The organism is Aeromonas sp. 11P (genome assembly GCF_051920165.1).
GTDB classification, from domain to species: Bacteria; Pseudomonadota; Gammaproteobacteria; order Enterobacterales; family Aeromonadaceae; genus Aeromonas; species Aeromonas veronii.
Genome location: NZ_JBQBDJ010000004.1, coordinates 3,941,332 through 3,963,241 on the forward strand (window position 1 = coordinate 3,941,332; position 21,910 = coordinate 3,963,241).

21 protein-coding genes are annotated in these 21,910 nt (G+C 60.5%); 4 read left to right on the forward strand and 17 right to left on the reverse strand.

Going from position 1 to position 21,910, the window contains the following annotated elements; all coding sequences use genetic code 11:
- Positions 1-168: 168 nt before the first annotated feature.
- Complete coding sequence (gltS, locus tag ACTG1P_RS18295; RefSeq protein WP_005348115.1) at positions 169-1,368, reverse strand: sodium/glutamate symporter; 1,200 nt, start codon at positions 1,366-1,368, stop codon at positions 169-171.
- A gap of 446 nt (positions 1,369-1,814) precedes the next feature.
- Between gltS and ansA the strand changes: the two genes are divergently transcribed.
- Complete coding sequence (gene ansA / locus ACTG1P_RS18300) at positions 1,815-2,822, forward strand: asparaginase (RefSeq protein ID WP_005354141.1); 1,008 nt, start codon at positions 1,815-1,817, stop codon at positions 2,820-2,822.
- A gap of 262 nt (positions 2,823-3,084) precedes the next feature.
- Here ansA and ACTG1P_RS18305 read toward each other — a convergent pair whose 3' ends face one another.
- Together ACTG1P_RS18305 and ACTG1P_RS18310 are read right to left on the reverse strand one after the other, a co-directional pair.
- On the reverse strand, positions 3,085-3,378 hold the full coding sequence (locus ACTG1P_RS18305) for a YeaC family protein (RefSeq protein ID WP_011707127.1): 294 nt from the start codon (positions 3,376-3,378) through the stop codon (positions 3,085-3,087).
- A gap of 72 nt (positions 3,379-3,450) precedes the next feature.
- Positions 3,451-4,884 carry a glyceraldehyde-3-phosphate dehydrogenase gene (locus ACTG1P_RS18310; RefSeq protein ID WP_440001882.1) on the reverse strand — a complete coding sequence of 478 codons (1,434 nt, stop codon included), beginning with the start codon at positions 4,882-4,884 and terminating at the stop codon, positions 3,451-3,453.
- 211 nt (positions 4,885-5,095) lie between these two features.
- Between ACTG1P_RS18310 and ACTG1P_RS18315 the strand changes: the two genes are divergently transcribed.
- Entirely contained in the window at positions 5,096-5,896 is an 801-nt protein-coding gene (locus tag ACTG1P_RS18315) for a DUF2989 domain-containing protein (RefSeq protein ID WP_139733452.1), read from the forward strand.
- Positions 5,897-5,903: 7 nt separating this feature from the next.
- Positions 5,904-6,467 carry an NUDIX domain-containing protein gene (locus tag ACTG1P_RS18320; RefSeq protein ID WP_101529558.1) on the forward strand — a complete coding sequence of 188 codons (564 nt, stop codon included), beginning with the start codon at positions 5,904-5,906 and terminating at the stop codon, positions 6,465-6,467.
- A gap of 105 nt (positions 6,468-6,572) precedes the next feature.
- On the opposite strand, the gene lipA is transcribed toward ACTG1P_RS18320, so the two are convergent.
- The 14 genes from lipA to leuS all read right to left on the reverse strand — a co-directional run bounded on the left by lipA (position 6,573) and on the right by leuS (position 21,222).
- The gene (lipA, locus tag ACTG1P_RS18325) at positions 6,573-7,538 is read right to left on the reverse strand and encodes a lipoyl synthase (protein ID WP_005335190.1); all 966 of its coding nucleotides are present in this window, start codon (positions 7,536-7,538) and stop codon (positions 6,573-6,575) included.
- 85 nt (positions 7,539-7,623) lie between these two features.
- Positions 7,624-8,301 carry a lipoyl(octanoyl) transferase LipB gene (gene lipB, locus ACTG1P_RS18330; RefSeq protein ID WP_139477382.1) on the reverse strand — a complete coding sequence of 226 codons (678 nt, stop codon included), beginning with the start codon at positions 8,299-8,301 and terminating at the stop codon, positions 7,624-7,626.
- A gap of 62 nt (positions 8,302-8,363) precedes the next feature.
- Positions 8,364-8,627 carry a DUF493 family protein YbeD gene (gene ybeD, locus ACTG1P_RS18335; protein ID WP_005335178.1) on the reverse strand — a complete coding sequence of 88 codons (264 nt, stop codon included), beginning with the start codon at positions 8,625-8,627 and terminating at the stop codon, positions 8,364-8,366.
- 292 nt (positions 8,628-8,919) lie between these two features.
- Complete coding sequence (locus tag ACTG1P_RS18340; protein ID WP_005335176.1) at positions 8,920-10,116, reverse strand: D-alanyl-D-alanine carboxypeptidase family protein; 1,197 nt, start codon at positions 10,114-10,116, stop codon at positions 8,920-8,922.
- 186 nt (positions 10,117-10,302) lie between these two features.
- Positions 10,303-11,283 carry a septal ring lytic transglycosylase RlpA family protein gene (locus ACTG1P_RS18345; protein WP_440001883.1) on the reverse strand — a complete coding sequence of 327 codons (981 nt, stop codon included), beginning with the start codon at positions 11,281-11,283 and terminating at the stop codon, positions 10,303-10,305.
- Entirely contained in the window at positions 11,225-12,223 is a 999-nt protein-coding gene (mltB, locus tag ACTG1P_RS18350; protein WP_440001884.1) for a lytic murein transglycosylase B, read from the reverse strand. The genes ACTG1P_RS18345 and mltB overlap by 59 nt, the downstream gene beginning before the upstream one ends.
- Positions 12,223-13,326: a rod shape-determining protein RodA gene (rodA, locus tag ACTG1P_RS18355; RefSeq protein WP_005335170.1), complete on the reverse strand. Its 1,104-nt coding sequence runs from the start codon at positions 13,324-13,326 to the stop codon at positions 12,223-12,225. Before rodA ends, mltB begins: the two co-directional genes overlap by 1 nt.
- Complete coding sequence (gene mrdA, locus ACTG1P_RS18360) at positions 13,319-15,241, reverse strand: penicillin-binding protein 2 (RefSeq protein WP_206901277.1); 1,923 nt, start codon at positions 15,239-15,241, stop codon at positions 13,319-13,321. Before mrdA ends, rodA begins: the two co-directional genes overlap by 8 nt.
- 103 nt (positions 15,242-15,344) lie before the next feature.
- Entirely contained in the window at positions 15,345-15,812 is a 468-nt protein-coding gene (gene rlmH / locus ACTG1P_RS18365; protein ID WP_005335166.1) for a 23S rRNA (pseudouridine(1915)-N(3))-methyltransferase RlmH, read from the reverse strand.
- 19 nt (positions 15,813-15,831) lie between these two features.
- Positions 15,832-16,173: a ribosome silencing factor gene (gene rsfS / locus ACTG1P_RS18370; RefSeq protein WP_005335165.1), complete on the reverse strand. Its 342-nt coding sequence runs from the start codon at positions 16,171-16,173 to the stop codon at positions 15,832-15,834.
- A 103-nt stretch (positions 16,174-16,276) separates the two neighbouring features.
- Positions 16,277-16,927 (reverse strand): nicotinate-nucleotide adenylyltransferase, encoded by a 651-nt coding sequence (gene nadD / locus ACTG1P_RS18375; RefSeq protein WP_440001885.1) that lies wholly within the window; start codon positions 16,925-16,927, stop codon positions 16,277-16,279.
- Positions 16,921-17,958, reverse strand: coding sequence for a DNA polymerase III subunit delta (holA, locus tag ACTG1P_RS18380; RefSeq protein WP_440001886.1), 1,038 nt, complete (start codon positions 17,956-17,958; stop codon positions 16,921-16,923). The genes nadD and holA overlap by 7 nt, the downstream gene beginning before the upstream one ends.
- Positions 17,958-18,440: an LPS-assembly lipoprotein LptE gene (locus ACTG1P_RS18385; protein WP_440001887.1), complete on the reverse strand. Its 483-nt coding sequence runs from the start codon at positions 18,438-18,440 to the stop codon at positions 17,958-17,960. Before ACTG1P_RS18385 ends, holA begins: the two co-directional genes overlap by 1 nt.
- 205 nt (positions 18,441-18,645) lie before the next feature.
- Positions 18,646-21,222, reverse strand: coding sequence for a leucine--tRNA ligase (gene leuS, locus ACTG1P_RS18390; RefSeq protein ID WP_440001888.1), 2,577 nt, complete (start codon positions 21,220-21,222; stop codon positions 18,646-18,648).
- 145 nt (positions 21,223-21,367) lie between these two features.
- Here leuS and ACTG1P_RS18395 point away from each other — a divergent pair, with 145 nt between their 5' ends.
- On the forward strand, positions 21,368-21,862 hold the full coding sequence (locus ACTG1P_RS18395) for a zinc ribbon-containing protein (RefSeq protein ID WP_005335155.1): 495 nt from the start codon (positions 21,368-21,370) through the stop codon (positions 21,860-21,862).
- Positions 21,863-21,910: the final 48 nt, after the last annotated feature.

Here is a 21,910-nt window from a genome sequence, read left to right on the forward strand (position 1 = left end):
TTCGAGGGGAGCGCGGACTTGGTGATTTCGGGTAGTCCGGGTTGCTCGCGGGTCACCCTGGTGGCGGATACGAGCCCCGGCTCTGCCTGCGTCAGCTGGCGAGTAGAGCACAAACAAAGAGCCCACCGAAAGGTGGGCTCTGATCATATACGTCTGACGGAAAGGGAATTACAGGAATGGCATCGCCATAAACAGCTTGATCACCATGGCGTTGATGATGTCGATAAAGAAGGCCCCCACCATGGGCACTACCAGAAACGCCAGGTGGGAGGGACCGAAGCGCTGGGTGATGGCCTGCATGTTGGCAATCGCGGTCGGGGTGGCCCCCAGGCCAAAGCCGCAGTGACCTGCCGCCAGCACGGCCGCATCGTAATTTTTGCCCATCACCCGGAAGGTGACGAAGATGGCGTAGAGCGCCATCGCCACGGTCTGGGCGGCCAGCAGAATGAAGATGGGCAGCGCCAGGCTGGCCAGATCCCACAATTTCAGGCTCATCAGTGCCATGGCGAGGAACAGCGACAGGCTGACGTTGCCCAGCAGGGAGACTTCTCGATCGCTCACCTCATGCCAGTTCAGCAGGGTCAGGACGTTGCGCAGCAGCACGCCGACAAACAGCACGCAGACAAAGATCGGCAGCTCGAAGGCGCCCCCTTTGAGGGAAGCAGAGAGCAGCTCGCCGCCCTTGAGGCTGATGGCGATCAGTGCCAGCGTTTCGATAACGCTGAAAGTGGTGAGGGGGCGCTCCATATCCGGCATTTCGAAGCCCTGGGGGGCCTCATCCTGATTGTGCTCCTCACCGGGCACCTGCACTTTCTTCACCAGATAGCGAGCCACCGGGCCGCCAATCAGGCCGCCCAGCACCAGACCGAATGTGGCACAGGCGATGGCGAGCTCAGCGGCGGATTGCACGCCGTACTTCTCGGAGAAGGTGGCACTCCAGGCCGCACCGGTGCCGTGGCCGCCGGAGAGAGTGATGGAGCCGGCCAGCAGCCCCATGTGGGGATCCAGACCGAGCAGGGTAGCCAGACCGACACCCAGACTGTTTTGCACCAGCAGCAGGCCGGTGACCACCATCAGGAAGGTAACCACCGCCTTGCCGCCGCGTTTCAGGCTGGCGAGATCGGCGGAGAGACCGATGGAGGCGAAGAAGGCCAGCATCAGCGGGGTTTGCAGGCTGGTATCAAATTGCAGCTCCATCTGTAGGGTGGAGCGCAGCAGCAGTAGCACCAGCGCGACCACCAGGCCGCCGGCTACCGGTTTGGGGATGTTGAAGGTACGCAGCAGCCCGACTCGGGTAACCAACACCCGGCCAAGCAGCAATACCAGAGTGGCAGCGACCAGCGTTGCGTAGGAATCAAGTTGTAACATTCAGTACTCCCATGTTGATTGGCTGTGTCTTTCATAGCAAAAGACTTACAGATTCAGCCGGGATGAAAACAGTGTGGCTCATGCGCCAGCAAAGAAGGGGAAACATCTCCCCGCCCCAGGAAAGATGGGGCTTGTGCGGGCCTGACATGCTCAGGCATCCAGATGAGATTTTAGTAAAATCCGGCGGATTGTAGCAAAAAGCATCGTTTAATTCCATCTTTGTCGTATTAATGCTCGTTTTAGTCGTTTATTGTGACATTTAACACTATGTAGGTAGAGGGCAGAAAAGCCGAAAAGGGTGCATGGAACGGCTGTCATTTGGGGCGCCAGTCTCTATAATTCGCCGGTTTCCGCTGCACGCAGAGGCGCTGGCGGGCGTTGACATTGTGGTTCACCCCGACATGGCTCATGTTCCGGCGGTGTTCACTTCATCAAGAGGAGAGGGTGTGAAGAAGTCTATCTACATTGCCTACACAGGCGGCACCATAGGGATGCAGCGTTCCGACCACGGTTATGTGCCGATGGCGGGCTTTATGGAAGACTGTCTGGCGCGGATGCCCGAGTTCCATCGTCCCGAGATGCCGGATTACCATATCCACGAATATGCCCCTCTCATCGACTCCTCCGACATGACCCCGGCGGACTGGCAGCGCATCGCCGAGGATATTCGCGACAACTACGACAAGTACGACGGTTTCGTCATTCTGCACGGCACCGACACCATGTCGTTCACCGCCTCGGCGCTCTCCTTCATGCTGGAGGATCTGCACAAGCCAGTCATTATCACCGGCTCCCAGATCCCGCTGGCCGAGCTGCGCTCCGACGGTCAGCAGAACCTGCTCAACGCCCTCTATATCGCGGCCAACTACCCGATCCACGAAGTGACGCTGTTCTTCAACAATCAGCTCTATCGCGGCAACCGCAGCAAGAAGGTGCACGCCGATGGCTTCCACGCCTTCGATTCGCCCAACTATCCGCCGCTGCTCAATGCCGGGATCGCCATCTCGCTGGAAGCGGGCGAGCTGGGCGTGCCGTCCGAGCGGCCGCTGGTGCTGCACGACATCACCCCCCAGCCGATCGGCGTGGTGACCCTCTATCCGGGTATCTCCAGCGAAGTGATCGCCAATATCCTGCAACAGCCGGTGAAGGCGCTGATCCTGCTGTCGTTCGGGGTCGGCAATGCGCCGCAGAACCCGGCCATGCTGGCGCTGCTCTCCGAGGCATCGGCCCGCGGCGTCATCATCGTCAACCTGAGCCAGTGCCTGCACGGCAAGGTCAATATGGGGGGCTATGCCACCGGCAATGCCCTGTCGCGGGCCGGGGTGATCTCGGGCTTTGACATGACCGCCGAAGCGGCGCTCACCAAGCTGCACTTCCTGCTGAGTCAGGACTTGCCATCCCACCGCATTCGCGAGCTGATGCAGCAGTCCCTGCGCGGGGAGCTGACTCCCTAAGCGATGCGGCCCTCACCCTAACCCTCTCCCGGCGGGAGAGGGGATAGAGCGAGGTGCTGTTGGCCACGAGGCTTGCCATGAAGAGCGTTGGCAGGTGGCCCGTTCACTGTTCGCAGGTGCGAGCCTGCTCCCTTCTCCCCCTGGCGGGAGAAGGGTTGGGGATGAGGGGGATGAGTCACCCGGCATCGATAGGAAAAAAGAGGGGAGCCATCATGGCTCCCCTCTCTGTTGTGGCCGCCGCAAGCAGCCTGCCGGGTCAGGTTCAATGGTTAAGATCGACCCGCACTATCTCTTCCTCGTCGCGATACTGACGCTTGAGCTCGCTCTTGCTCTTCATCACGATCTCGCCGTCACGACCGATGTTCATATGTTCGGGATTGTCGAGATGCATCGCCTGCCAGGCCATAACGGCTTGCAGCGACGTGGCCTTCTGCTCGTCGGTGAGGGGCTTGCCATCGGGCCACTTGCCCAGCTCGACTGCGGTCTTGAGCCGCTCGTACACCTCTGCGGGCATCTGCCTGATAGCTTGTAAAAACTCACCCTGTTGAAACGACATCCGGCATTCTCCTTGAACTATTGAGCCATAAACAGCGGGATCTGATGGGCCATGCAGGTAGACCCTATCGGTCTATGCCGGTAGATCCTGGCGGACTACGCCAGCCATCTGCTCCATCACCCGCACTACCTGACAACTGTACCCGAACTCGTTGTCATACCATACGTAGAGCACACAGTGATCCCCCTCGGCGATGGTCGCCTGGGAGTCGACGATGCCCGCATAACGGGAACCCACCATGTCGGAGGAGACCAGCTCGGTACTGGCACTGAAGTCGATCTGGCGGTGCAGGGCCGAGCTTAACGCCATCTGTTGCAGATAGGCGTTGAGGCTCTCCCGATCGGTGGCCTGCTCCAGCGACAGATTGATAATCGCCAGCGAGACGTTGGGGGTCGGCACCCGGATGGCATTGCCGGTCAGCTTGCCCTTGAGTTCGGGCAGCGCCTTGGCCACCGCCTTGGCGGCGCCGGTGCTGGTCATCACCATGTTGAGGGCGGCGCTGCGACCGCGGCGCTCGCCTTTGTGATAGTTATCGATGAGGTTCTGATCGTTGGTGTAGGAGTGGACCGTCTCCACGTGGCCGTGGCGGATGCCGTACTGCTCCTGCATCACCTTGAGCACCGGGGTGATGGCGTTGGTGGTACAGGAGGCGGCGGAGATGATCCTGTCACCCGGGCCTATCACCTCATGGTTGACCCCGAACACCACGTTTTTCATCTCCCCTTTGCCGGGGGCGGTCAGCAGCACTTTGCCGGCACCGCGCGCCTTCAAGTGCTCGGAGAGGCCTGCCTCGTCACGCCATACCCCGGTGTTGTCGACGATCAACGCATCGTGAATGCCGTAGGCGGTGTAGTCGATGTCGGCCGGGCTATTGGCGTAGATCACCTGAATGAAGGTGCCGTTGGCGATGATGGCGCTGCGCTCCACATCCACCTCGATGGAGCCATTGAAGGGGCCGTGCACTGAGTCGCGTCGCAGCAGGCTGGCACGTTTCTCCAGATCTCCGTCGCGACCACCGCGTACCACGATGGCGCGCAGTCGCAGCGGATTGGCAGCGCCGGTGCGCTCGATCAGCAGGCGAGCCAGCAGGCGGCCGATACGGCCAAAGCCGTAGAGCACCACGTCGGTCGGCTGCGGCATCTGGCTGCGGCCAAGGGCTGGTGCCAGTCGCGCTTGCAGATAGTCCTCGATCCCCGCCTCATCCTGATGATCCTGCCAGTAGCCGACTGCCAGCTTGCCAAGGTCAACCTCGGCGGCGGTGGGTTTGAGGGCAACGATGGCCTGAAGCAGGGGGAAGCTTTGCTGGATGGGGAGGGGCGCGCCCTGGTGGCGGCGGACGACCCGGTGGGCCTTGAGGATATCGATGGTGGAGGCGTTTTGCAGCGGGCGGCCGTAGAGGGTGATCTCGACCCCTTGTTGTCGGTAGAGGCGACCAATCAAGGGCTGCATGGCTTCGGCGAGCTCCTGGCTCTCCTGCCACGCTTGCAAGTAGTGCTCGTGGGTCATTGACCAGATCCTTTATTTCACGTTGTTGGTGTAAATAGAAAATTCGTCGAATGCAGATCAGTGTAGGGGTGTATATTTCGTTATATTATTCTGCAATCGCGGCCTTATATGGCGCGCGTATTGTAATGGATATGTAACCGGTTTGCTAGCCGGAGGTGGCCCGTAAAGGCGCCAGTTGTTACCAACCCGCGTTACCAACAAGATGTGAACCATGGCCAATTTCCCCCTGCGACAGACCTTCATCATGCTTTCAGTCGGCCTTGCCGTGGCTGGCTGCAATGACGATCGGATCCACAACATCTGTGGCAATCATCCCGAGCTCTGCCAGGATCTGGTGGACGATGGCTGGTGTCGCTACGAGCGTACCGATGTGATCCGCAGTCGCTTCTATCTCAAGGAAGAGGGGACGGATCGGCGCAAGTACGAGCTGATGCGCAACCTTGAGCGCTATCTCAAATGTGCCGAGCGCTCCACCAGCATTGAATACAAGAATGCCCGTGAGCAGAAGAGTCCAAGGGTCGAGGGCATGCTGGCGGCCGGGGATCAGTTGGCTCAGCTCGATGCGGCGACCCGCAATTCACAAGATCCCTACCTGCTGCTCTGGCACTGGACCAACAACACCAACGAGTTGGCTCGTCAGCAGTTTATGGCGCTGGAAGGCACCAAGGCGCTGGATGAACCCGAGCTGCAACTGGCGCTCGGCGGTATCTACGCCAAGAGTGACCCGGAAAAGGCCATCGCCACCCTGCAGCACGGCTTATCCCTCTATCAGGAGGGGGACAAGGTGAACAGCCGCATATTCACCTCCCTCAGTACCCTCTATATGGGCCAGAAACAGTATGGGCTGGCCTATCTGTGGGGCAAGGTGAGCGAATCGTTTCAGGATAGCCCCGAGGTCTCAGCCAAACGTTTTGGCATCTACCACACCCTGAGCAAGACCGAGCAGGATGGTTACGATGTGCGGGCTGCCGAGATTGTCGAGCAGCTCAAGCATGGCAGCTACCGGCCCTGAGGCAGTGATGACGATGCTCTCCCCGGCCAGCTGCTGGCCCAATCCGTTCGATCTCTCTTTCGTTCATGGCGAGGTACGTACCGATGGCCGTACTCTGGAGCGCCTCACTGTGCGTGCCGTGGTGCCCCGTGGTGACGAGCTGCTGCTGGTGCACTCCCGGGTCAATGGCGATCTGATGTTCCCCGGGGGCGGCATTGAAGCGGGGGAGAGCCACCATGTGGCGCTGGCTCGCGAGCTGCTGGAGGAGTGCGGTGCCGAGCTGCGGGAAGTGGGGGGCCTGCTTGGCGAGACCCGTGAATATCGCGCCGCCCGCGAGCCGGGGTTCGATGCCTACTGCATCCGCTCGCTCTACTACTTGTGCCGGATTGGCGATCAGCTGGTGGCCCCGCAGCCGCAGCCCTACGAGATCCGCCTCGGTTTTGTGCCCGGCTGGTTTGCTCTCGACGAAGCGCTGCAGACCAACAAGACCCAGCTGGCGGGGCCCTGTCCCCAGTGGACGGCGCGAGAGACCCGGGTGCTGGCCCAGTTGCAACGCTGGCATCAGCAGGGGATCTTCGACCACGGCTACTGAAGTAGATCAAGCCGCAACGGTCAGTGACACCAACAAAAAGAGCGCCAATAGGCGCTCTTTTTCATTGCGAGGGAGGAAGTTATTTGGCCTCCTTGTCGTACGAGATCATTTGACCTCTTCGCCCTTGGCTTGCAGATCAGCATGGTAGGAGGAGCGAACGAAAGGACCGCAGGCGGCGTGGGTAAAGCCCAGCTCCATGGCGACATCTTTCAGCTCGTCAAACTCTGCTGGCGGCACGTAGCGCTTGACCGGCAGGTGGTGGCGGCTCGGCTGCAGATACTGACCCAGGGTCAGCATGTTGACGCCGTGGGCGCGCAGATCCTTGAGCACCTCGACGATCTCTTCGTTGGTTTCGCCAAGGCCCATCATCAGACCGGACTTGGTCGGCACGTGGGGATGCATCTCCTTGATGCGGCGCAGCAGCTCCAGCGACCACTTGTAGTCGGCACCCGGGCGGGCGACGCGATACATGCGCGGCGCGGTTTCCAGGTTGTGGTTGAAGACGTCCGGCGGGGTTTCGCGGAACACCTCCAGCGCCTGCTCCATCCGGCCACGGAAATCCGGAGTCAGGATCTCGATGCGGGTCTGCGGGCTGTGCTCGCGGATCTCGCGGATGCAGTCGGCGAAGTGCTGGGCACCGCCGTCGCGCAGATCGTCGCGGTCCACCGAGGTGATCACCACATACTTGAGGTTCATCTCCTTGATGGTCAGCGCCAGCTTCTTCGGCTCTTCCGGATCGAGTGCCAGCGGGCGGCCGTGGGCCACGTCGCAGAAGGGGCAGCGACGAGTGCAGATGGCGCCCATGATCATGAAGGTGGCGGTGCCGTGGTTGAAGCACTCCGCCAGATTGGGGCAGGAGGCCTCTTCACAGACCGAGTGCAGCTTGTTCTTGCGCAAGGTGCTCTTGATGTGTTCGATCTTCTGGCTGGAGGGGGGCAGCTTGATCCGCATCCAGTCCGGCTTGCGAAGGAGTTCTTCGTTGGGATCCGGCATGAATTTCACCGGGATCAGGGCCATCTTGTCGCCATCGCGCAGCTTGACGCCCGGCTCCATACGAACGGGTTTGCTCATGATTCACTCTCGGTGTTTGTTATTGTCTGGTTGGTAGCCATCAGGGTCTGCTCGGAGCCCTCATGGTTGCACGGCATGGGGTTGCTCATGCTGCTTCTTCGGTATTGATGATCGTTTGATAGCCAATCAGGTTGGCCAGCTCGGCCACCAGAATGGATTGCGCCTCGGCCACGCTCTGCGGGCCGCCCAGGGCGCTGGTCTGGGTCATGGCCATGCCCGCATAGCCGCACGGATTGATGTGCAGGAAGGGGGTCATGTCCATGTTGATGTTGAGGGCCAGCCCGTGGAACGAGCACCCCTTGCGGATGCGCAGACCCAGCGAGGCCAGTTTTGCCTCCATGCCAAGGTCATTTTTCACATAGACCCCGGGGGCATCGGCCTTGGCATAAGCCTGGATATCGCTTTTGGCGAGGGTGTTGATGATGGCTGTCTCCAGCGCGGTCACCAGCTCGCGAACCGAGAATTTGCAGCGGCGGACATCCACCAGTACGTAGAGCACCAGCTGGCCCGGGCCGTGATAGGTCACCTGACCGCCGCGATCGCTCTGCACCACCGGGATATTGCCCGGATTGAGCAGGTGTTCGGCCTTGCCGGCCTGACCCTGGGTGTAGACGGGATCGTGCTCGACCACCCAGAACTCGTCCGGGGTATCGCTGGTGCGGTTGTCGGTGAAGGCTTTCATGGCGTCCCATACCGGCTGGTAGGGGCGGCGACCCAGCTGCCTGACAATCAGACTGGACTGGGCGGGGATCTGGGATGACATGGCGTCCTCGCGGCGTGCTGCGGCCAAAAACAGTCGCCCCGCAGAACGGGGCGAGAGAGAAATTACAGTACGTATTTCACCAGCTCGATCTTGCCAAGGGCGTGGTACATCGCTTCGATGTGCTCTTTGCTCTGGGCCGTCACGGTCACGCGGACCGAGTGGTAGTTGCCCTTGGAGCTGGGCTGGACTGTCGGGCTGTAGGTGCCGGGGGCGTGCTGCTGCAGCACTTCAACCACCATTTCCGGCAGTGCCGGGTCGGCAACGCCGAGTACCTTGAACGGGAATTTGCAGGGAAACTCCAGCAGTTCATCAAACTTGGTATTCATTTACTCACCTTTTGCGTCATCACCGGGATGACTTCATCTTGGATGGCTAGTGGCCTATGGCCCGTGGAGGCCGCCATTTCAAGTCTATATGGGCACGGCTCATAACTATATGGGCGCTGCCCGGACCGGGATCAAGGCCAGGATCGGTCAGACAAGGATGGAAGTGCTGCTTTTTACCACAAATCAGGGTAAGGCGGAACCTGCAGTTTACAGGGTTATTCACTGCCTTTGTCCGTCACAGACAGCAGCGGCGCCTGTTGGCGCCGCTGTTTGGTGAGGATTGTGCGTTGGATTACTTGAACCAGCTGGTGACCAGCAGTACCAGATAGTCCCACAGACGGCTCATCAAGCCACCTTCCTGCACCTCTTCCAGGGCTACCAGCGGCACCTGCTTGATCTCTTTGTCGCCTTGCTTCAGGAACACGGTACCGACGCGCTGACCCTTGGCCAGCGGCGCTTTCAGTTCGCTGTCGAGCTGGAAGTCAGCCTTCAGGTTGTTGCCCTGACCGCGGGTGACCAGCACGGAGACATCTTTGTCGACGCCCAGTTTCACTTCCGGTTTGTCGCCCATCCAGATCTTCTGGGTGACCAGCTCGGTGCCTGCCTTGTACGGGGTCAGGCTCTGGAAGAAGCGGAAGCCGTAGGTGAGCAGTTTTTTGCTCTCGGCGGCGCGGGAGGCTTCGCTGCTGGCGCCCAGCACCACGGCGATCAGGCGCATGCCTTCGTTGTTGGTGGCAGAGGAGACCAGGTTATAGCCGACCTGGCTGACGTGGCCGGTCTTGATGCCATCCACTTGCAGGGATTGATCCCACAGCAGGCGGTTGCGGTTGTGCTGGGTGATGCCGTTGAAGACGAAGGATTTCTGGGAGTAGATCTTGTACTCCTCCGGCAGGTCGCGGATCAGCGCCTGACCCAGACGGGCCATGTCGTGAGCGGTACTGTAGTGACCTTCCGCATCCAGACCGTGCGGGTTCATGAAGTGGCTGTCGTTCATACCGAGCTTGGCGGCCCAGCTGTTCATCAGGCTGGCGAAGGAGTCGGTGCTGCCCGCCAGGAACTCGGCCATGGCGACGCAGGCGTCGTTGCCGGACTGGATGATGATGCCCTTGTTGAGGTCATCGACGGAGACCTGCTTGCCCACCTCGATAAACATCTTGGAGGAGTCGGAGTAGTTCTTGGACCAGGCGTTCTGGCTGATGGTCACCATATCGGTGCGCTTAATGTTCCCCTTCAGCAGCTCCTGGCCGATGATGTAGGAGGTCATCATCTTGGTCAGACTGGCGGGCGGCAGACGCTCTTCGGCGTTCTGCTCGGCCAGCACCTGACCGGAGTAGTAGTCGATCAGAATATGGGCCTTGGCGGAGATCTCCGGCGCGGCGGGAACCACCATGGGCATGGCATTCGGGGTCGGTGTCGGCACCGGCGTATTGGCCTGGGCGGTTACGCTGATCAGTGAGGCCAGAAGAACTGAACGGGCAAATTTGGACATCTTGAAATTCCTGCGAGCCAGATGGGGATAAAATGCGGGCCTAACTATACCAGATGCGCCCGCAGGTTATAGCCCGAGATGGCGATCAGAACTGGTTTTTTATCCATCACTCCCTGTCATCACGCCATAAAACGACGTGATGACAGTGAGTAAGCGGTTAGTCACATCCGCAGCAAAAGGGGGCGATCAGGGCACGATAAAGGCCTGTTCCAGCCCGCCCTGACGTACTTTTTCCAGCACACTTGCCTGCTGGTCGGCGGCGACCGGGCCAATCAGCACCCGGAAAATGGCGCCATGAGCATCGATCCGGTAGGGCACGCCGTAACGCTGGGTCATCACCTTGCCCATCGCCTCGGCCCGATCCCGGGAGCCGCTGGCCAGTACCTGGATCATCTTGCCATCCCCACTGCTGGCGGGTGCTGCAGCCTTGGCTGGTGCTGACTTGACAGGTGCCGCTTTGGCGGGCGTGGCCGCGGGCGCCTTGACGGGAGCGGGTTCGGCAGCGGGAGTGGCCATCGCCAGCGCAGTCGGTTCACCCAGGAAGGCATCTTGCGACAGCGTGTTGGAGGCCGCAGCCTGAGTGGTCGGGGTCATCTCGATGGGCTTCATCGGCTCCATGATCACCATCTGATCCGGAGTGTCGCTGATCAGCTCCAGCCGTACTCGGGCCTCACCGTTGTCGACCATCTCCAGCTGCTTGGCCGCTGCGTAGGAGAGGTCGATCAGGCGCGGGCTGTTGAACGGGCCGCGGTCATTGACCCGCACAATGGTCTCCAGCCCGTTGTCCAGATTGGTGACCCTCACATAGCTCGGGATGGGCAGGTTGCGGTGGGCGGCACTGAACAGCTTGCTGTCCAGCACATCGCCGTTGGCGGTCTTCTGGCCGTCCAGATCCGGCGACAGCCAGCTGGCGGTGCCCTCTTCGCTGTAGTGTTTGATGTCGCGCCACACCTCGTGCTTCTGCTTGCCGATCCAGTAGTCCCGGTTGCCGCTGGTACTCAGGGGCTCGGGGCGCGGAATGGCGCCGGTGGCTTGCGGGATCTCGATAACGGGTGGCTTGCTGACCGGTGCTTGCGGCTCGACGGGGGCGCTCTGTTCCGGCTGGCTGCTACAGGCGGCCAGCAACAAGCTCAGGCTGAGCGGGAGGAGTTTGTGACGAAGATGCATACGCTTCCTGAATGGCTTGGCTAAGTTGATACACCGCCATCGCATAGAGTGGGCTGCGATTGTAACGGGTGATCACATAAAAGTTATGCCGTGCGACCCAGTATTCCGGTCCATCGGCTTGGGCAAACGCCAGCAACTTGACCGGCGTCTGTGGGGCCAGCGGCGTGGCGAGCTCAATCCCTGCCGCCGCCAGTTCTGACCACTGTTGTGTTAACTCGGGCTCAGGCCTGAGTAGAGGTTCGACTGCCATCAACCCGATCTGGGCCGGTTCCACCACGGATTCGCCCCAGCGCCACTGGTGGCTGGCAAAATAGTTGGCCACGCTGCCGATGGCATCGACCGGGTTGGCAAACAGATCCCGCTTGCCATCCCCGTCAAAATCGACGGCGTAGTGGCGGTAGCTGGAGGGCATGAACTGCCCCATCCCCATGGCGCCGGCATAGGAGCCCTTGAGGGTATCGAGTTGCCACCCTTCCTCTTTGGCCAGCACCACAAGCTGGGCAAACTCCTTGGCAAAGAAGTCGCTGCGCGCCGGGTAGTGGAACCCCAGGGTGTAGAGGCTATCGAGCACCGGATGACGGCCCATCTGGCGACCGTAGAAGGTCTCGACCCCAATGATGGCCACGATGAGCGAGGCCGGCACCCGATAGGTCTGCTCCGCGCGGGCCAGCGTCTCGGCATGTTGCTGCCAGAACTGCTGGCCATCACGGATGCGATCCGGGGTAACGAACAGCGGCCGGTAGCGATGCCAGGGTTTGGCCTCCCACGGCTTGTTGATGGTGTCGAGCACCTCCTGCCGTAACTGGGCTCGGGCGACGGCGGCCTGCAGCTCCGCCAGCGGCACCTGTTGCTGTTCGGCGAGCAGGGCCAACCGATCCGGCGCCACGGCGGCGGTCGCCATCGTGGTGGCGAGCGAGAGCAGCAATCCAACCCGTCTCATCAGGCGAGCAGTCTTCTATGAGTCTGGATGGACATCAGGATACCGAATCCGGCCATCAGGGTCACCATGGAGGTGCCGCCATAACTCACCAGCGGCAGGGGCACCCCTACCACCGGCAGGATGCCGCTCACCATGCCCATGTTGACGAACACATAGACGAAGAAGGTGAGGGTGATGGCGCCGCCCAGCAGTCGCTCGAAGCTGTTCTGAGCCTGCATCGAGATAAACAGGCAGCGGCTGATGACGTAGAGGTAGAGCACCAGCAGCAGGGCAACCCCTACCAGACCGAACTCCTCGCTGAATACCGCGAAGATGAAGTCGGTATGGCGCTCGGGCAGGAACTCCAGCTGGGACTGGGTCCCTTGCAGCCAACCCTTGCCAAAGACGCCACCGGAGCCGATGGCAATCTTGGACTGGATGATGTGATAGCCGCGGCCGAGCGGGTCTTTCTCCGGGTCGAGCAGCATCAGCACCCGCTGGCGCTGGTAGTCGTGCATCAGGAAGAACCAGAGCACCGGCATAAAGGCCAGCATCAGCAGGACCGCCAAGCCGATCAGCCACCAGCTGAGCCCCGCCAGGAAGATGACGAAGAAGCCGGAGGCGGCCACCAGAATGGAGGTGCCAAGGTCAGGCTGGGCGGCGATCAGCAGGGTGGGCAGCAGCACCATGATGAGGGCGATCACCACATGGCTGAACTTGGGGGGCAGCGAGTGGCGGCTGAGCCAGGCGGCGACCATGATGGGCATGGAGAGCTTCATCACCTCGGAGGGCTGGAACTTCATAAATCCCAGATCGAGCCAGCGCTGGGCCCCCTTGCCGATGTGGCCGAATACGTCCACCGCAATCAGCATCAGCACCACCACGGCGAACAGCGGCACCGACCAGCGGGCGTAAAGGGAGGGGGGCAGCTGGGCCAGGCCGATCATCAGGGCAAAGGCGAGACCGCCGCGCACCAGCTGGCGCACGATGGAGTCCATATCCTGACCGGAGGCGGAGTAGAGCACCACCATGGAGAGGGTCATCACGGCCAGCAGACCGAGCAGCAGGGGCAAGTCGATATGCAGCTTGTACCAGATGCTCTGCTGGCGGGCAGAATTACTCATTGGGAGCGACCTCACTCGGTTGGGACGGCTTTTCCGGTGCCGGTGGCAGTTGCGGATCTGGGGGCAGCAGATAGGCATCCAGCATCTGGCGTGCAATGGGCGATGCAGCTCGACCACCACCACCTCCGATGGAGTTTTCCAGTACCAGAGCTACCACCGCTTTGGGTGCCTCGAAGGGGGCATAAGCAACGAACAAAGCGTTATCGCGATGCTCCGCCTTGACCGTCTTGATGTTGTAAACCTGATTTTCCTTCAGGCCGACCACCTGAGCGGTGCCCGACTTGCCGCCCGAGGAGTAGGGGGCTTTTGCAAAGGCATGACGGCCACTGCCTTCACTGCCATGGTTGACGCGCCACATGCCGTCCTGCGCCACTTTCCAGAAGCTGTCGTTCTTGAGTTTGAGGGCAATATTCGGATTGACCGGAGCATCGACCACTCCCGCCTGCGAGGCGGTGCTCTTGAGCAGGTGCGGGGTCACGTCGTGACCATTCTGGGTCAGGATGCTGATCGCCTTGGCCAGTTGGAGCGGGGTGGCGCTCCAGTAGCCCTGACCGATACCGACAGAGATGGTGTCACCCTGATACCAGGGCTGGCGCCAACGGGCCATCTTCCAGTCACGGGACGGCATGACTCCCTTGGTCTCTTCATAGAGGTCGACCCCTGTGTACTGACCGAAGCCGAACTTGGTCATGTAGCTGTGGATCTTGTCGATGCCGACCCGATAGGCGAGATCGTAGAAGTAGGTATCTGCCGAGACCTCGATGGCGCGATAGACATCGAGCCAGCCGTGTCCCCAGCGGCGCCAGTCGCGGAACTTCTTGGTGGTACCGGGAATGGAGAAGCTCGGGCCGCCGAAATAGCGGTAGCCCGGGGTGATGGCCCCCTCGTTGAGACCCATGATGGACATCATGGGCTTGACGGTGGAGGCAGGGGCATAAATGCCTTGAGTGGTGCGGTTCACCAGTGGCCGCGCCGGATCGTTGAGCAGCGCCGAGTAGTTGGCGCTGGAGATACCGGTCACGAACAGGTTGGGGTCATAGCTCGGGCTCGACTCCAGGGCCAGGATGGCGCCGGTTTTCGGGTCCATCATCACGATGGCACCGCGCTGGCCAGCCAGCAGTTGCTGGGCCTTGAGCTGCATCCGGACGTCGATATTGAGGTAGATATCCTTGCCGGGAATAGGCGGCTGGAACTTGAGGGTGCGGACAATCCGGCCGCGGTTGTTCACCTCGACCTCCTGATAGCCCGCTACACCGTGCAGCTCATCCTCGTAATACTTCTCCACCCCCTGCTTGCCGATATCCTTGGTGGCCGCGTAGTTGGCGAGTTTTTCTTCCTTCTCGAGGCGCTCCACGTCACGGGTATTGATCTTGGCCACATAGCCCAAAGCGTGGGTGAGGGTGTCACCAAACGGGTAGTAGCGTTTGAGGTAGGCCTCGATGCTGGCGCCCGGGTAGTTATGCTGGTTGACCGAGAAGAGGGCAACCTGATATTCGGTCAGCTTCTCGTAGAGGGCGACCGGCTTGAAGCGGCGCTGGCGCTTCACTTCGGCGAGGAACTTCTCCTTGGTGCCCTCCGGCAGACCCAGCAGGGTGATCAGCTGGTCGGCGGTTTTTTCGAGATCTTTGGTCTCTTCCGGCACAATTTCCAGACTGTAGACTGGGCGATTTTCTGCCAACAGCACACCGTTGGTGTCATAGATGAGGCCCCGTGGCGGCGCCACCGGCACCACGCGGATTCGGTTGGAGTTGGAGCGAGTCTGGTAGGTGTCGTAGGACTCGACCTGCAGATAATAGAGATTGCCCAGCAGTACCAGCATCAGCACGACGATGCCGATGTAGGCTACCAGGGTGCGCCGGAAGAACAGATTGCCCTCGGCACTGTGATCGCGCATTTCGATGCGTTGTTTCAGCATGCCTTTACCTCAAGACCCTTGGGGGCAATAAGAGCAGGAACTGCATTGTTCACTCTCTGTGATAGGGGTGAATATGAGAGGTGAGACTCCAGAGACGCATGGCTCACTCTCTATGATACGGATGATTGGTGGTGATGCTCCAGGCCCGATAGAGGCTCTCTGCCACCAGCACCCGCACCAGCGGATGGGGCAGGGTGAGCGGTGACAGTGACCAGCTCTGTTCGGCGGCAGCCTTGCACTCGGGGGACAAGCCTTCCGGCCCGCCTACCAGCAGGGCTACATCGCGGCCATCGAGTTTCCACGCCTCCAGCTGGGTGGCCAGCTGCTCCGTGGTCCAGGGCTTGCCCGGAATATCGAGGGTGACGATGCGCGATCGCCCCGCAGCCGCCAGCATGGCTTCCCCTTCCTTCTGCAGGATGCGGGGAATGTCGGCATTTTTGCCCCGTTTGCCTGCGCCAATCTCGACGAGTTCAAACGGCATGTCTTTCGGGAAGCGGCGACGATACTCTTCGAAGCCATGCTCTACCCAGGCGGGCATCTTGGTGCCCACCGCAATCAACTGGATCTTCATGGTCGTTACACTTGTGCTCTTATTGCGTATTCATTTGAGCGGCACCGCTCCACAGCTTTTCCAGTTGGTAGAAGTCACGATGTTCATCCTGCATCACATGCACGATCACCGAGCCCATATCTACCAGCACCCATTCACCGCTCAGTTGTCCTTCCACGCTCAGCAGATCCAGACCCGCGTGGCGGGCTTCGCTGGCCAGATGGTGGGCAATGGCGCTGACGTGACGACTGGAGTTGCCGGAACAGATGATCATGGTGTCAGTAATGCTGGATTTGCCGCGTACATCGAGGGTGATGATGTCGCGGCCTTTCATGTCATCGATCTTGTCGATGATAAAGGCATGCAATTCTTGGCCTTGCAATGAGTCTCTCCTGTATTCCGGCGCGCAGCGTTTGCGTCAGGGCGGCGGATTATATCATGGTCACTCCCGTTTCCCATCGGGTGGGGCGGGATTACGACAGGGGCTAGCGGCGGTTGGCGCGGTAGAGCCCCTGTTGATCAATATAGTGCGCAACCGACTCGGGCAAGAGGTAGCGGGTATCTTGTCCCGCATCCAGCAAGGCTCGCAGTCGGGTGGCTGACAGTTCGATGGGCTGGTTGTCCGCCAGCCAGATATGACCGGCCAGACGCTGATGCAGCGCGTTGGCATCCGTGGTGTGATGGCGCGTCAGCAGCTGCGCCACCTCAGCCGGATAATCCGGTTGCCAGCCCGGCCGCACGCTCACCACCAGATGGGCATAGTCGAGCAGCTCCAGCCAGCGGTACCAGCTTGGCAGGCTCAGCAGGGAATCCATCCCCATCAGAAAACAGAGCGGCGTATCGGGCAGTTCACGACGCAGCTCGATCAGGGTATCGATGGTGTAAGAGGGCTTGTCCCGTCTCAGCTCCCGCTCATCCACCACAAAGTGGTGGTTCTCTGCCGCCGCCAGTTTGACCATGGCGAGGCGCTGCTCGCTCGAGCAGAACGGATTGGCGCGGTGGGGCGGGATATGGTTCGGGATCAGCCGCATCTCGGCCAGCCCGAGGGCATCGCGCGCCTCGATGGCCGGACGCAGATGACCGATATGGATGGGGTCGAAGGTGCCGCCAAGCAAACCGATCGGCGCCTTCAGCATGGCGCACTCTCCATCACCAGCGGCAGCGGGGTGCCATCACGAAAGCCGAGGGCAATGGTTTGCAGCATCAGCCAGGCCTGTTCGGTATCGAAGCGGCGCTGGGCATCGTCCAGCCGGGCCATCAGTTGCCACAGTTGCTGTAACTTGGCAAACGGCAGTCGGGTCAGCGCTTGCTGAATGAGCTGCTGGCGGCTCTGCCAGATGCGCAGGCGGCTGAAGTGCTCACCCAGCGGCTGGCCGTTGCGCATCGCCAACGACAGCTCGGTCAGCTGCTCCAGCTCGCGGCAAAGGGTCCAGGTCAGCATCCCCGGTTCGGTGCCTTCGGCCCGCAGGGCTGCCAGAATGCGCTGGGCCCGGTTCACCTTGCCCTCCAGCAGGGTATCGACCAGCTGGAACGGGGTGAAGTGGGCGTGGCGGATAATGGTCTCTTGCAGATAGGTGACGCTGATGGGCTGGGGCGGCGAGAGCAGGGTCAGCTTCTCGATCTCCTGACTGGCGGCCAGCAGGTTGCCCTCGTAGGAGTGGCACATGAAGTTGATGGCATCCGGCAGCGCCTTGAGGCCGAAACGCGCAAAACGGGCGCTCATCCAGCGCGGGAAGAACTTGGGCTCCGGATGGTTGACCGGCACATAGGTGCCAATCTGGTAGAGCTTGTCGAACCAGGCTGCCTTCATCTGGGTCTGGTTGAGGCGACCGCCACTCAGTACCAGCAGCAGGTCGGGATGAAGCTGCTTGCCAATTTCGCTGATGCGGGCAGCGAGATCCTTGTCCACCTTGGCGGGCAGCTCCAGCTCGATGATCTGGCGGGCGGAGAAGAGGCTCATGGCCTGACAGGCATCGTAGACCTGATTCCAGTCCAGCCCCTGTTCCACGACAAAGGTGTGGCGTTCATCGAAACCCTGTTTGCGGGCGACCTGACGGATGGCATCGATGGCCTCCAGTCGCAACAGGGGCTCGTCGCCAAAAACGAGATAGCAGGGCCGAAGCCCTGCTTTGAGGTGGTCACCAAATTGTTCCGGATAAATCCGCATCAGAAGCTGACCTGACTCAACTGCCGGATCACCTGATTGGCCGCCTGCTCCTGCATTTCGCGGTTGAGCTGCTCCTGCTCACGAGAAGAGGCGAGCGCTGCATCCGGCTTGTTGAGGAAGCTGCGGTTGAAGTTGATGGGGAAGACCTGAGTCGGCTTGCCCGGTGCCGAGATGGTGAATTGGGTACCAAAGCCCAGCACATACTCGGTATCGGCACCTTGTGCGTTGACCGACGCGACCTGACTGGTGCTGCCTACGCCGCCCAGAGTGAGCACCGGAATGCCCTCCTTGTCGGCCAAGGTCACGCCAGAGGCTTTCAGGCGAGTGGTGACCATTCGGTAGAAGTCGCTCTTGTTATCGCCCACGACCTTCATGGTCATCAGCTCGCTCGGAATGCCGTTGCCGCGCATGTGAAAGCCGCAGCCTTGCAGCAGCAGGCCAGCCAGCACGATGGCCATCCAGCGGGTGAAGATGGTGCCCATAGAAAATCCTCTTTGCATTAAGGGAAAGCGGCGGGCGCAGGGCCCGCCGTTATCATCCGTTTGCTGTCACAGATTGGCAATGATCAGTTGGCAGCCAATTAGTTAGCGACAATGTTGAGCTGTCATGGGCCGGTACGTCGTTACCCATGAGTGGCTACACAGTCAGCCAAGGTCGCCAAATGGTATGACATCAGTTGGCAACCGATCAGTTAGCGACAATATTGAGCAGCTTGCCAGGTACATAGATCACCTTGCGCACGGTCAGACCGTCGGTGAACTTCTGCACGGAGGCATCGGCCATCGCCAGCTTCTCGACGTCGGCCTGGCTGATCTCGGCCGGCACGGTCAGCTTGCCGCGCATCTTGCCGTTGATCTGTACCACCACCAGCTTCTCGGTTTCGACCATGGCCGCTTCATCGGCCACTGGCCAGGCAGCGTGATCGATGTCGTCGCCCTTGCCCAGCATCTTCCACAGCTCGAAGCCGATGTGCGGGGTGATGGGGTAGAGCATGACTACCACAGCTTCCAGCGCTTCCTGCATCAGGGCGCGGTCCTGCTCTTCTGAACCCAGCTTGGCCAGATTGTTCATCAGCTCCATGATGGCGGCGATGGCGGTGTTGAAGGTCTGACGGCGACCCACGTCATCACTTACCTTGGCGATGGTCTTGTGCAGTTCACGGCGTACCGCTTTCTGCTCGTTGGTGAGAGCAGCTACATCGAGTGCGGCAACGGCGCCACCGGAGACGTGCTCGAAGGTGACGCGCCACAGGCGACGCAGGAAGCGCTGGGCACCCTCTACGCCGGAGTCGGACCACTCCAGGGTCATCTCGGCCGGGGAGGCGAACATCATGAACAGACGGACGGTATCGGCGCCGTAACGCTCGACCATCAGCTGCGGGTCGATGCCGTTATTCTTGGACTTGGACATCTTGGTCATGCCGGAGTGCATTACCTCACGGCCTTCGTTGTCGATGGCCTTGGTGATGCGACCCTTCTCGTCACGCTCTACCTTGACGTCAGTCGGGCTGACCCAGACGTTGCCGCCCTTCTCGTCCTTGTAGTAGAAGGCGTCGGCCAGCACCATGCCCTGACAGAGCAGGCGCTTGAACGGCTCGTCGCTGTTCACGAGGCCTGCGTCACGCAGCAGCTTGTGGAAGAAGCGGGCGTAGAGCAGGTGCATACAGGCGTGCTCGATACCGCCGATGTACTGATCCACCGGCAGCCAGTGGTTGGCTGCAGCCGGATCCAGCATGCCCTTGTCGTAGTCCGGGGAGCAGTAGCGCGCGTAGTACCAGGAGGACTCCATAAAGGTGTCGAAGGTATCGGTCTCGCGGAACGCTTCCTGACCGTTGTAAGTGGTCTTGGCCCACTCGGCGTCAGCCTTGATCGGGCTCTGGATACCATCCATCACCACATCTTCCGGCAGCAGTACCGGCAGCTGGTCTTCCGGCGTCGGCACTACGGTACCGTCAGCCAGGGTCAGCATCGGGATGGGGGCACCCCAGTAACGCTGACGGGAGACACCCCAGTCACGCAGGCGGTAGTTGACGGTGCGCTTGCCCTTGCCGAGCCCTTCCAGCTTGCTGGCGATGGCATCGAAGGCGCCCTGGAAGTCGAGACCGTCAAACTCGCCGGAGTTGAACAGCACGCCCTTCTCGGTGTAAGCGGCTTCGCTCACGTCGACGTCGCCATCAACCGGCTTGATCACCGCCTTGATGTCGAGGCCATATTTGGTGGCGAATTCGAAGTCACGCTGATCGTGGGCCGGAACCGCCATCACGGCGCCGGTGCCGTAGTTCATCAGCACGAAGTTGGCGACCCAGACCGGTACCTTGCGGCCATCCAGCGGGTGAATGGCATAGAGGCCGGTGGCCATGCCCTTCTTCTCCATGGTGGCCAGCTCGGCTTCGGCTACTTTGGTGTTCTTGCACTCTTCGATAAAGGCGGCCAGCTCAGGATTGTTCTGGGCCGCTTGCAGCGCCAGCGGGTGACCGGCGGCGATACCGACATAGATCACGCCCATGAAGGTGTCCGGACGGGTGGTGTAGACCTCCAGCTGCTCAGCCTGACCCTCGATAGCGAAGCTGATGTTGACCCCTTCGGAGCGGCCAATCCAGTTGCGCTGCATGGTCTTGACCATCTCTGGCCAGCCTTCGAGGTTGTCGATATCGTTCAGCAGCTCTTCGGCGTAGTCGGTGATCTTGATGAACCACTGGGGGATCTCTTTCTGCTCCACCGGGGTGTCACAGCGCCAGCAGCAGTTGTCGACCACCTGCTCGTTGGCCAGCACTGTCATGTCGTTCGGGCACCAGTTGACGGAGGAGGTCTTCTTGTAGACCAGACCCTTCTCGTAGAGCTTGGTGAAGAACCACTGCTCCCAGCGGTAGTAATCCGGTTTGCAGGTGGCGACTTCACGATCCCAGTCATAACCCAGACCCAGCATCTTCAGCTGGTTCTTCATGTATTCGATGTTTTCGTAGGTCCAGGGCGCCGGCGCGGTATTGTTTTTGATCGCGGCGTTCTCGGCCGGCAGACCGAATGCATCCCAACCTATGGGTTGCAGCACGTTCTTGCCATTGAGGCGTTGATAACGGGAGATCACATCACCTATGGTGTAGTTACGAACGTGCCCCATGTGTAGTCGACCAGACGGATAGGGGAACATGGACAGGCAGTAGAACTTCTCCTTGTCTACCTTCTCCACGGCCTTGAAGGTTTTCTTGGCATCCCAGTGCTTTTGCACTGCTGGTTCGATTGATTGGGGAACGTATTGCTCTTGCATTGGTGACATCCGGATCTGTGAAATGAATAGATAAATCAGCTGGGAAATCGCAATAGAATACCCATATCCTGCGGCGGCAACAACCGCCAGCGTCCCTTGGGCCTTAAGCCGGGCCAGATCAGGGTTTAGTAGAGGAGTTAGAGCCATGGACAAACGTCAAAAAGGGTACGAAGCCTTCATTGCCGAGCTGCAAAAACAGTGGCAAGAGACTGAAGAGTTCCAGGGGGAGCGCCTCAACCGGATGATTGCCAAGGTGCAGGCCTATCTGGAGGCTGCCAGCGACCTGACTCAGGACGAACTGGCGCTCATCGCCGAGTACGTGAAGCGGGATCTGGGCAACTATGACGAGGGGCGCCATGACGATAGTGCGCAGGTGGAAGAGTCTGCCTTTATGCTGGCCCTCAAAGACACCGCCTGGTCCTGGCTGGCGGATGTGACCGACCGCGCCCAGGTGGAGTGGCGGGAACTGGCCGACGAGTTGGAGCACAAGGGTGTTTACGAAGCGGGTGACTGGGTAGGGCTCGGGGTCATGGTGTGCGACCAGTGTGGCTGGCGCCATACCGTGCTGCATCCCCAGCAGCTCGATACTTGCCCCGAATGCGGCTGCGCCGAGTATCACCGCGAGCCGCTCTCGCCCTGAGTCAGGCCTCAAGGCGGACGAGACAACGAGCAAAAAGGCGCCATCAGG

Bases quoted from the DNA above. Each gene is read 5' to 3' on its own strand.
- gltS (WP_005348115.1), bottom strand. From the start codon at position 1,368: ATGTTACAACTTGATTCCTACGCAACGCTGGTCGCTGCCACTCTGGTA.
- ACTG1P_RS18305 (WP_011707127.1), bottom strand. From the start codon at position 3,378: ATGTCGTTTCAACAGGGTGAGTTTTTACAAGCTATCAGGCAGATGCCC.
- ACTG1P_RS18310 (WP_440001882.1), bottom strand. From the start codon at position 4,884: ATGACCCACGAGCACTACTTGCAAGCGTGGCAGGAGAGCCAGGAGCTC.
- ACTG1P_RS18315 (WP_139733452.1), top strand. From the start codon at position 5,096: ATGGCCAATTTCCCCCTGCGACAGACCTTCATCATGCTTTCAGTCGGC.
- ACTG1P_RS18320 (WP_101529558.1), top strand. From the start codon at position 5,904: ATGACGATGCTCTCCCCGGCCAGCTGCTGGCCCAATCCGTTCGATCTC.
- lipA (WP_005335190.1), bottom strand. From the start codon at position 7,538: ATGAGCAAACCCGTTCGTATGGAGCCGGGCGTCAAGCTGCGCGATGGC.
- lipB (WP_139477382.1), bottom strand. From the start codon at position 8,301: ATGTCATCCCAGATCCCCGCCCAGTCCAGTCTGATTGTCAGGCAGCTG.
- ybeD (WP_005335178.1), bottom strand. From the start codon at position 8,627: ATGAATACCAAGTTTGATGAACTGCTGGAGTTTCCCTGCAAATTCCCG.
- ACTG1P_RS18340 (WP_005335176.1), bottom strand. From the start codon at position 10,116: ATGTCCAAATTTGCCCGTTCAGTTCTTCTGGCCTCACTGATCAGCGTA.
- ACTG1P_RS18345 (WP_440001883.1), bottom strand. From the start codon at position 11,283: ATGCATCTTCGTCACAAACTCCTCCCGCTCAGCCTGAGCTTGTTGCTG.
- mltB (WP_440001884.1), bottom strand. From the start codon at position 12,223: ATGAGACGGGTTGGATTGCTGCTCTCGCTCGCCACCACGATGGCGACC.
- rodA (WP_005335170.1), bottom strand. From the start codon at position 13,326: ATGAGTAATTCTGCCCGCCAGCAGAGCATCTGGTACAAGCTGCATATC.
- mrdA (WP_206901277.1), bottom strand. From the start codon at position 15,241: ATGCTGAAACAACGCATCGAAATGCGCGATCACAGTGCCGAGGGCAAT.
- rlmH (WP_005335166.1), bottom strand. From the start codon at position 15,812: ATGAAGATCCAGTTGATTGCGGTGGGCACCAAGATGCCCGCCTGGGTA.
- nadD (WP_440001885.1), bottom strand. From the start codon at position 16,927: ATGCTGAAGGCGCCGATCGGTTTGCTTGGCGGCACCTTCGACCCCATC.
- holA (WP_440001886.1), bottom strand. From the start codon at position 17,958: ATGCGGATTTATCCGGAACAATTTGGTGACCACCTCAAAGCAGGGCTT.
- ACTG1P_RS18385 (WP_440001887.1), bottom strand. From the start codon at position 18,440: ATGGGCACCATCTTCACCCGCTGGATGGCCATCGTGCTGGCTGGCCTG.
- leuS (WP_440001888.1), bottom strand. From the start codon at position 21,222: ATGCAAGAGCAATACGTTCCCCAATCAATCGAACCAGCAGTGCAAAAG.
- ACTG1P_RS18395 (WP_005335155.1), top strand. From the start codon at position 21,368: ATGGACAAACGTCAAAAAGGGTACGAAGCCTTCATTGCCGAGCTGCAA.